This window comes from Synergistaceae bacterium, from assembly GCA_012728235.1.
Classification (GTDB): domain Bacteria; phylum Synergistota; class Synergistia; order Synergistales; family Synergistaceae; genus JAAYFL01.
The window spans coordinates 1-10,042 of sequence record JAAYFL010000064.1 but is presented as its reverse complement, the minus strand read 5'-3'; the positions used below and the strand labels follow the sequence as shown (position 1 = coordinate 10,042).

The 10,042-nt window shown below is 41.3% G+C and carries 10 protein-coding genes, 1 tRNA gene, 1 other RNA gene and 1 pseudogene; 11 read left to right on the top strand and 2 right to left on the bottom strand.

Features of this window, described 5'->3' with window-relative positions:
- The 11 genes and pseudogenes from GXZ13_05020 to GXZ13_04970 form a co-directional block, all read left to right on the top strand.
- A partial coding sequence (locus GXZ13_05020) for a hypothetical protein (GenBank protein NLX75180.1) occupies positions 1 to 236 on the top strand: 236 nt, incomplete at its 5' end.
- Between the two features lie 6 nt (positions 237 to 242).
- Positions 243 to 983 (top strand): methyltransferase, encoded by a 741-nt coding sequence (locus GXZ13_05015; GenBank protein NLX75179.1) that lies wholly within the window; start codon positions 243 to 245, stop codon positions 981 to 983.
- Positions 974 to 1,807 carry a 16S rRNA (cytidine(1402)-2'-O)-methyltransferase gene (gene rsmI, locus GXZ13_05010; protein ID NLX75178.1) on the top strand — a complete coding sequence of 278 codons (834 nt, stop codon included), beginning with the start codon at positions 974 to 976 and terminating at the stop codon, positions 1,805 to 1,807. The genes GXZ13_05015 and rsmI overlap by 10 nt, the downstream gene beginning before the upstream one ends.
- Positions 1,808 to 3,774 (top strand): annotated as a pseudogene (gene metG / locus GXZ13_05005) (methionine--tRNA ligase).
- A 159-nt stretch (positions 3,775 to 3,933) separates the two neighbouring features.
- Entirely contained in the window at positions 3,934 to 4,749 is an 816-nt protein-coding gene (locus tag GXZ13_05000) for a TatD family hydrolase (protein ID NLX75177.1), read from the top strand.
- Complete coding sequence (tgt, locus tag GXZ13_04995; protein ID NLX75176.1) at positions 4,742 to 5,869, top strand: tRNA guanosine(34) transglycosylase Tgt; 1,128 nt, start codon at positions 4,742 to 4,744, stop codon at positions 5,867 to 5,869. Before GXZ13_05000 ends, tgt begins: the two co-directional genes overlap by 8 nt.
- Position 5,870: 1 nt before the next feature.
- On the top strand, positions 5,871 to 6,848 hold the full coding sequence (locus GXZ13_04990; protein NLX75175.1) for a threonylcarbamoyl-AMP synthase: 978 nt from the start codon (positions 5,871 to 5,873) through the stop codon (positions 6,846 to 6,848).
- A 39-nt stretch (positions 6,849 to 6,887) separates the two neighbouring features.
- Positions 6,888 to 6,965: transfer RNA gene (locus GXZ13_04985), tRNA-Pro, on the top strand.
- Positions 6,966 to 7,074: 109 nt separating this feature from the next.
- Positions 7,075 to 7,545: an SsrA-binding protein SmpB gene (gene smpB / locus GXZ13_04980; protein NLX75174.1), complete on the top strand. Its 471-nt coding sequence runs from the start codon at positions 7,075 to 7,077 to the stop codon at positions 7,543 to 7,545.
- A gap of 32 nt (positions 7,546 to 7,577) precedes the next feature.
- Positions 7,578 to 7,933: a transfer-messenger RNA gene (gene ssrA, locus GXZ13_04975) on the top strand.
- A gap of 317 nt (positions 7,934 to 8,250) precedes the next feature.
- Positions 8,251 to 8,682, top strand: a complete 432-nt coding sequence (locus GXZ13_04970) for a hypothetical protein (GenBank protein ID NLX75173.1) — start codon at positions 8,251 to 8,253, stop codon at positions 8,680 to 8,682.
- Positions 8,683 to 8,788: 106 nt separating this feature from the next.
- On the opposite strand, the gene GXZ13_04965 is transcribed toward GXZ13_04970, so the two are convergent.
- Both GXZ13_04965 and GXZ13_04960 read right to left on the bottom strand, forming a co-directional pair.
- Positions 8,789 to 9,184: a L,D-transpeptidase gene (locus GXZ13_04965; GenBank protein ID NLX75172.1), complete on the bottom strand. Its 396-nt coding sequence runs from the start codon at positions 9,182 to 9,184 to the stop codon at positions 8,789 to 8,791.
- Between the two features lie 247 nt (positions 9,185 to 9,431).
- Positions 9,432 to 10,042: radical SAM protein (locus tag GXZ13_04960; protein ID NLX75171.1), on the bottom strand; the 611-nt coding region annotated here is incomplete at its 5' end.

The following is a 10,042-nucleotide window of genomic DNA, read 5'->3' as shown; positions in this document are numbered from 1 at the left end:
CTATGGAAGTGGCTGGCTGTCCGATAGCGGTACTGGATGAAGTTGACGCCGCTCTTGATGAAGTGAACCTTAGAAGATTTTCAGAACTTACAAAAGAGTATGCAAAAAATACTCAGATACTGGCAATGACACACAGGCGCTTAACCATGGAACGAGCCGACGTTTTATATGGAGTAACACTTTCAGAACCCGGTTTATCTCAAGTAATAGGCGTCAAAGTAGACGATTGGGCATAACATAAAATGAAAAAAAGAGAAGACTTACTCAAAGGAATTTTACAAATAGAACAGCCCGAAGCAGCTAAGGGTCCTAGAGTCAACGTGGATACAATCTTGCTTGCAAATTTCGCCAATCCCTCTAAAGGGGAAAGAATTCTGGAGATTGGCTGTGCACATGGAGCAATAACTCTCATACTTGCAAAGCGTGGATTTTCTGTAGAGGGGATAGACATACAAAAACATCTCATCGATATGGCTATGGAAAACGCAATCCATAATAAACTTGACGATAAAACTAAATTTATATGCAACGATATAAAAAATTACAAAGCACTATGGACGGCACAGAGTTTCGACAGAATTGTCGTTAATCCTCCCTATTACAAAGAGCACTCAGTACGCAGCAGCCCATACATTGAAAAGACTGTTGCAAAGCAGGAAGCCGAATGTACGTTGGAAGAGATTATAATCGCATCGAAATATCTCCTGAAAAACAAAGGCAGCCTAAACATAATAATATCCGCCAGCAGACTCAGCGAACTTGTGTCTCTGTTGGCAAAATACAACATAGAACCCAAAGTAATGCGCGCCGTTCATTCAAAAGAGGGTTCTCCTGCTTCAGTAGTACTTATAGAGGCAGTAAGAGCTGCAAAAATTGGACTAAAAATACTGTCTCCTCTCTTCATGCGTGGCCCAGATGATAAAGAGACGGAAGAGCTTATCAGCGCATACACATTAAAGGAAAGTGAAACGTCATGCCCCTGATAGTTGTTCCCACACCAATCGGCAACTTAGAAGATATGACACTGCGAGGCATAAAAGCGCTTCAAGAAGCGGATATCGTCGCATGTGAAGACACAAGGCACACCTTGCGTCTCCTCAATCACCTCGGACTAAACAAACAGCTTATATCTTGCCACGAGCACAATGAAACTGAAAGAGTGGAAACTCTTATAAAGAGAATAAAAAGCGGAGAAACAGTTGCGCTGGTCTCAGATGCAGGCACACCGGGACTCTCCGATCCAGGATCGGTAATAATTAGGGCAGTATTAGAAAGAGGTCTGCCTATAGATGTTTTGCCAGGTGCGAACGCGCTCCTGCCTGCTCTTTTGCTCTCCGGCATGGAAATGGATTCTTTCTTATTTGTTGGGTTCCTGAAAGGAAAGACAAAAGACAAGAGGTTGAAACTGTCAGAAGTGGCAGAGATAAAAGAAACTCTTGTGTTTTATGTATCACCGCATAAAATATTAAAAGAACTGGCTCTCATGGGTGAAGTATTAGGAGATAGAAAAGCAACACTGGTAAAAGAAATAAGTAAAATACACCAAGAAACATTCAAGGGCACACTGCACTCTTTTGACAAAATTCTACCGGAAGAAAAAATACGTGGAGAATTTGTTTGTATAGTAGAGGGCAACACACAAGAAGAAGTAGAAGATGAAAACAGTTGGAAACTAGAGGCGGAAACAATGTTAAAAAGAGGCGATAGCACAAAGGATATTGCAAACTCAATCGCAATGAAGTATTCTATTCCTCGTAACAGAGTAAAACGCCACATTTTAGAAGTAAGTGGCGAGGAGGACAATTAAATGCCAGAAAATAAGAAAAATTTCTATATAACAACTCCAATATACTACGTAAATGATGTCCCTCACATTGGACACGCATATACAACGGTGGCCGCGGACACTTTGGCTCGTTGGCACAAGTTAAAGGGAGACAACACCTGGTTCCTAACCGGAACTGATGAACATGGACAGAAAATACAGACTGCAGCAGAAGCAAGAGGAATAACTCCGAAAGAGCTCTGCGATACTGTTGTTTTGAACTTCAAAAAACTTTGGGAGAAACTCAACATAAGCAACGATGACTTTATTCGTACAACTGACGAAAGACATGAAAAAGTTGTGCAGGAAATTTTCCGAAGACTAATGGAAAAAGGGGACATATATAGGGAGAATATGAAGGCTGGTACTGTGTGCCATGTGAAAGTTATGTGCCGGAAGCTCAAATAGAAGAAGGACAAAAATGTCCGGACTGTCACCGTTCTCTTACCAAAATGACAGAGGAGACCTACTTTTTCAAACTCTCAAAATATGCGGAACCACTGCTAAAGTTTTACAAAGAAAATCCCGATGCCATAATGCCCAAAACTCGCTACAACGAGACAGTCAGCTTTATAGAGAGTGGACTTAAGGATCAGTCAGTCTCAAGAACCACGCTCAAATGGGGCATCCCTCTTCCAGGAGATTCCAAACATGTTATATATGTCTGGTTTGACGCTCTAATAAATTATCTTTCAGCAATGAATTATCCTCAAGAAGGCGAAAAATGGGAGACCTTCTGGCCCTCAGTTCACCATCTTGTGGGCAAAGATATCATAAGATTTCACTGTGTAATATGGCCTGCAATTTTAATGGCATTGGACATAAATCTGCCTGTCAAAGTTTTCGCTCATGGTTGGTGGACAGTAGACGGAGAGAAGATGTCCAAGTCTGTCGGAAATGTCGTAGACCCATTTGAAATGGTAGATTGCTATGGGTTAGACCCATTCAGATACTTCTTGCTCAGAGAAGTATCTTTCGGACATGATGGCAACTTCTCCGAATCAGCTCTCGTTCAGCGCATCAACTCTGATTTGGCAAATGACTTAGGCAACTTGCTATCCAGGACATTGCAGATGATATCAAAGTATAGAGATGGCAATCTTCCTATGACATATAACAAAAATGATTTAGATTTAGAGATAGAAAAGATGGCAAATGAAACATTCAAGACGATGAGCGAGCAGATGGAGCTCTTTGCTTTTGACGAAGCATTAAAAACGCTCTGGCTCTTTATCGGCAGGTCGAACAAATACATAGATGAAACTCAGCCCTGGATACTCGGCAGAGAGGGTGACACAGACAGACTAGATTCAGTTCTTCGCACTCTGTGGGAATCACTTCGCCTGTCAGCTCTCTCAATCGCAGCAGTCATGCCGGATACAGCCACTCAAATGTGGACACAGCTCGGACTGGAAGGCACGCCACTAGAAACAAGTGCTCTTGCGACATGGAAGTGGGGAGAGCTGGGACAAGAAGTTACAGTGAAAAGGGGAGAGATTTTATTCCCTCGCATAGACCTTGAAAAATGGGAAGAAGAAAAGAAAGCCAGAGAAGTTGCAAAAAAAGGAATATCTTCTGCCTCTTCTTCACTGGATTATGGAGCACACAAGGAAGAGATAAGCATAGACGACTTCAGTAAGTTGGAAATTAGAGTTGCTCTTGTAGAAAAGGTCGAGTCTGTGCCAAACGCAGATAAACTCTATCTTCTCAGTATCGATTTGGGATACGAGAAGCGCACCATAATAACAAACATAAAGGCGCACTATACCCCTGAAGAGCTGCAAGGCAAAAAAATTGCCGTAATTTGCAATCTCAAGCCTGCAAAAATTCGCGGCTATACGAGCAACGGCATGTTATTGGCCGTAGACAGCCCGGATAAAAACGACAAAAAAATAACACTGCTTACAGTAATGGATGACTCAATTCCTGTAGGAAGCAAGATAAATTAAAATATCCCACAAAAGTAAACGAGTCAGCATCGAGAACAGAAAAATAAAGTTATATAAGAAAAGTGGCGGATATATAATCCGCCCTTTTTTGGTTTAGAATAGTAGAGATAAAATTATTATTCTCAAGTTTTTTTGCAAACGAACAGGGAGGAAATATATTTGTTTTTAGTAGATTCGCACTGCCATATAAATAAAAAATACTATCCAAACGGTCTGTCCCAGGTATTTCAAAACGCCTTGGATAACAACGTCAAAAGAATAATACAATCATCAGAAAGCGTGGCTTCAGCAACAGAGTCACTGCTATTTGCCCGAACACACAAAGAGCTGCCTGAAATGAAAATTCTTGCTGGAGTCCATCCACACGAAGCGAAAAAAGTCTCGGCAAATTACATTGTAGAGTTGGAAGAAGTAGCGAATAATCCGGAAGTTGTTGCAATTGGCGAAATAGGATTGGACTACTATTACGATAATTCACCTAGAGATACACAAGTAAAAGTCTTTACTGAGCAAGTAGAATTGGCAAAGAAAATCAATAAGCCAATAGTGCTTCACATAAGAGCTGCAGAGGATAGAACTTCCGGAGATGCTTACCGTGATACTTTTGATATCTTGCGTAAAAGTTACAATGGAAAAGTAAACGGAGTAGTACACTGTTTTTCCGGAGATACTGAAGATGCAAAAGAAGCACTTGATCTCGGTTTGTACATTTCCTTTGCTGGGCCCATAACATATCCCAAAAACGATGAACTTCGCAAAATTGCAGCAATGGTTCCTGTAGACAGAATTCTATGTGAAACGGACTCTCCCTACTTAGCACCGCAAAAACATCGCGGCAAGACCAACGAGCCGGCTCATGTGAAATATGTTTACGAATTAGTGGCAATTTTAAAAGAGATGAAACTTGAAGATTTTTCACAGCAAGTACTAAAAAATATTGAGAGAATATTCAATTGGAGTGCGTCAAATGTTTAAATACAAACTTATAGCAGAATGCCCCGAAACAGGTGCAAGGGCCGGAGAGTTTAGCACGGCTCATGGAGTAATAGAGACCCCCATATTCATGCCGGTTGGCACTCAGGCAACAGTAAAAGCCATGACACCGGAAGAGCTTGAAGATTTGGGAGCTCAAATAATACTTGGGAACACATACCACCTCTATATGAGACCGGGAGAAGACATAGTTCATGAAGCAGGAGGACTGCATAAATTTATGAACTGGCATCATCCAATACTTACAGACAGTGGAGGATTTCAAGTTTTCTCCCTCGCAGATCTTCGTAAAATAACGGACGATGGAGTGGAATTCCGCTCTCACATAGACGGAAGCACCCACTTTATGAGGCCGGAAGATTCTATGGAAATACAGCAGAAACTGGGCAGCGACATAGCAATGGTCTTTGATGAGTGTGTTCCATGGCCAACAACCAAAGAATATTCACAGGAAGCTGTAGAACGCACCATAAAATGGGCAAAACGCTGTAAAGAGTACCATTCTCTGGAGAGTCAAGCTCTATTTGGAATAGTACAGGGCTCCATGTTTGAAGATCAGAGAATTGAATGCATGAAAAGACTTCAGGCTATTGATTTTCCCGGCTATGCGATAGGCGGTCTTTCCGTCGGAGAACCTCATGATGAAATGTATCGTGTCCTTGATGCTCTCACGCCGCACATGCCCAAAGACAAGCCTCGTTACCTAATGGGTGTTGGTTTCCCGACAAACCTTGTTGAAGGAGTGGCGAGAGGCGTTGACATGTTCGACTGTACGATTCCCACCAGAAACGGAAGAAATGGCGGAGTTTTGACTCGCACAGCTAAGCTTAACTTAAGAAATAAAAAATATGAAAGGGACTTTACTCCCTTAGATTCTAACTGCAACTGCTACACATGCAGAAACTACACACGTGCATATATTCGACATCTCTATGCAACAAGAGAGATTTTGGCTTCACGCCTCTGCACATGGCACAACCTGTATTTCCTTGTCAATCTCATGAAAGAGGCAAGACAGGCCATCATAGACGGAAAATTCCCAGAGTTCAGAGAGAACTTCATGGTGAATTTTATGGAGGGGCAATACATAAGTGAAGAGTAAAATGGAAGATAAATTAAAAAATATCTTCGCTCAAACAACTGAGTGCGAGCTTTCTCTCTATCGTGAAGCGGCAGAACTGATAAAATCTGGAGAACTGGTCGCGTTCCCGACAGAAACAGTGTATGGACTTGGGGCAAATGCGCTTGACGAGGAAGCCGTAAAAAACATATTCATCGCAAAGGGCCGCCCCTCAGACAATCCTCTTATACTGCACGTGTCGAGTCGCGAGATGGCAGAGAGATTAGTCCATTTAAATGAAAGAGCCGAAAAACTTATGGCGGAATTTTGGCCAGGACCTCTTTCGCTAGTTCTCACCGCAAAAGACATAGTTCCTCTGTCAACAAGAGGAGGTCTTTCTACGGCAGCAATCAGAATGCCGGACAACAGAATAGCACTTGAGATAATACGCCTCTCAGATCTTCCAATAGCGGCACCAAGTGCAAACAAAAGTGGACGTCCCAGCCCTACTGACGCAAGAACCGTCAGGACAGACTTAGGCGAAAAAGTAAAAATGATAATAGACGGAGGCAGAACGGACGTGGGAGTCGAGTCCACTGTCTTGGATATAACAGGGGAGCACCCCATCCTCTTACGCCCCGGCGCCATCTCAAAAGAAGAGATAGAAAAACTTTTGGGAACAGAAGTCTTTTACACAGAAGAAGAATCTATCAAACGTCGTTCACCCGGCACCAGATATCGGCATTACGCTCCAAAAATACCTTTATTACTGGCGGAATTAGGCAAGTTGCCGAAAGAAGTTCAGAGTAAAAAATGGACATGGATTGGAATATCTGAACCATCAGTTGAACCTAACATAAAAATAATCTTTAAAGATAATAAGGAGTACGCAAAAGAGCTCTTCAGGGTACTAAGAGAAGTGGAAGAGAAAGATATCGAGCTCATTGTCGCAGAAATACCGGAGCAGAACGGGATAGGCATCGCCCTTTCAGATAGGCTCAAAAGAGCCTCTGAAAGTTGACGAGCTCTGGCCTGGGTGTTATAATTTCACCGCTTTAGTCGGGGCGTAGCGCAGTCTGGTTAGCGTGCCTGGTTCGGGACCAGGAGGTCGGAAGTTCAACTCTTCTCGCCCCGACCATTTAAAAAACAACACCTTCACAGTATGTGGAAGGTGTTTCTTTATTCCGTAGTATTACTATTTGAATAATCATCATACTCTGATATAGTTTTAAAGCGAGGTGAGATCAATGCCCGAAGACAAAACAGTGGCTCAAAACAGAAAAGCCCGCCATGAATATTTTATAGTTGAATCCTTCGAAACTGGCATTGTACTCTCTGGCACAGAAATAAAATCAGTCAGAGCAGGTCAAGTAAACATTAAAGATGGATTTGCGAGAGTGGAAAAAGGAGAGCTGTGGCTTTACAACGTCCATATATCACCGTACAAAATGGGTTCCTATTATAATAAAGACCCAATGAGAGTACGCAAACTTCTTGTTCACAGATCCGAAATAAGAAAATTAGTTTCGAAAACTCAGGAAAAAGGGCTCACTCTCATTCCGTTAAAGATTTACATAAAAGAGGGCAAATATGCCAAATGTGAGCTTGCCATAGCAAAAGGCAAGAAACTTTACGATAAACGCGACAGCGATGCAGAAAAAGATGCCGCACGCAGAATAGATAGAGCAATTCGCCAGGAAATACGCGGCGAAAGATAATTCAAGCAGTAGCACCTTGAACAACTAAATATGGGGACGACTGGTTTCGACAGCAGGATGGAGGGTCGGGAGGAGCGGGTCGAGGATGGAGAAACCTCGCTAATCCGGCTCCAAAAACATAATCGTCAATAACGATTACGCACTCGCTGCTTAATTAAGTAGCGCGCTCTCTACAGCTTCCGTCATCGGGCAGTAGAAGGGCGACACAAAGATGACTGGAATCTCACCAACGTTTTCTGGGTGAAATTCGAGACTCTAGGGAAAACTAGGCACTGTTTACCCTGTCTCTGGGGGATTCAGGACCGAAATTTAAAGTAGGGACTACACTCGTAGAGCCTCCTAGGCTGGCCCCTGTTGGACCGGAGTTCGAATCTCCGCGTCTCCACCAAATATTCAAAACAGACCTGATTATGTCAGGTCTGTTTTTTTATTTGATAAAATACTAAGTAATATATAAACATCTCCTTGCTTCGCTTAAAATAAAGCGTACATTTATGAGAACGAAGTCGTGATTAACTATGTAGTAAAAAGATATTATCCTTGTCTGTCGCAAAGATAACCTATACAATGAGTCTAGATAAATAATAATCTTTGTACCTTACAAATGCAGGTCTTATTTTGTATTTTTATAAGACTAGAAATTTCAGTAAAAGCAGCATAGGAATTGCATGTTTTTTTAGACATTAATAGTAAGGAGATGCGATTATGAAAAAAGTAATGCAGTCTTTAATATTAGCGTTAGTGTTGTCGTTTGTGCCTTCATTATTATTTGCAGCAAATTTCATTGAAATATATCGTGACGATGGAGTCACATGTTTTTTAGATATTTCGTCTATTCAAGATCAAGAAGCATACTATAAGGCATGGCAGAAAACGCAATATAATACTCGTGAAGAAAAGAAAAAAGCTGGAGAGCGTTTGGGATCAGATCAAGAAGTTGACTACGTATTAACGTTAAATTTATATGAGAAGAAAAATAAAAGAACAGCTACTCTTGCAGGATACTTTTACGGCAAAAATGGAAATATAATTCATTCCTACAACGTTGAAAAAAATCCCATATCTTGGGTTACCGTGGTACCAGGTTCCATTGGAGAAGTCGTAATAGATGCGGTTTATTATTTAGCTGGTAAATAAAAAATTGAATTTCACAAAATTGGAAAAAACAAGAGATAATGTTTTTTGCATAGTTTATAAGATAAAAAAATCTTTAAAAACAGGCCTGATTTAACAGGTCTGTTTTTTATTTCACAATAACTACCGGCATGCCTATTTTTATATGATTGTTTTTCAGTTCTACCAGCTCTTCATTGCGAAGTCTGATACACCCTTCCGTATCGTTCTTTCCGATAGAAGAAGGAGCATGAGTGCCGTGAATTCCGATACCCTTCCAGCCTGTTTTTAGCCTAATGAACCAGGGGCCGTAAGCTTTTTCTATCACGCCTTTCCCATCTCTAAAATCATGACTCCAATAATCAGATCTTTGTATCTGCTGTACCGTAAAATTGCCTTCAGGAGTTCTGTTGTCTCCGGCTCTCTGTTTTTGTCCTAAATTTCTCCCGACTGCAACGTTATAACTTTTTATAACCTTATCGTTATTATAAACATACAGTTTAAACTCATGCTTTACTACCTTTATCCACTTTCCATTAAATGTTTGTTCGGAAGCCTCTGCTTTAGAGCAGAGGAATTTCGAGAGTGTTGTAGTGAAACTGTTTAAAGAGAAATTGCCACATGCGCAAGCAAGTGAGAAGAGCGCAAAAAACAGTACAATAAAAGCGGAGGATAATACCTTCGCTTGTCTGTGTTCGTTCTTCTTTAAACTATTTTTTTTAATCTTGCTTCCTATCACAAACAGCTCTCCTTTAAATTAAACCGGCCAAAAGCTACACATTTCCCAGATAGACTCTTTCAAGGTTGCCCTTGGCGATTTCGCTCAATTTTTTTAATAATACTATATCGGTGGGCAGCCCGTCCGACATATTCCTATTTGGGAAAAATCTGGAAATATGCAGCGGTATGGAGCTGTCAATATTTGAAAGCCACTTAGAAAGTGACTTCATCTCATCTTCACTGTCGTTTAATCCCGGCACAATAAGACTTGTCACTTCAACATGTGCATTTTCTGCTGCTCGTGTTATAAAGTTTTGCACGGTCCTGAGATCTCCTCCAAGTTTTTTGTACTGCACATCAGAAAAACTTTTCAGATCTATATTAAATGCATCTATGTAAGGCAAGATTTCTTCAAGAATAGGCAAAAAAACATTTCCGTTTGTTACAACGACATTTTTCATGCCAAGCTTTTTCACTTCTGCAGCAGCATCTCTGACATACTCATAACCAACCATAGGCTCGATATAAGTAAATGCAACACCAATGTTATTTCTGTCTTTCATACTGGCCGCCAAATGTGCCAAGCCAAAAGGGGAGAGATATTTCGTGTTGACTTCGCTCTCGGCTACAGTAGAAATAGCGTAGTTCTGGCAGAACGGGCAAT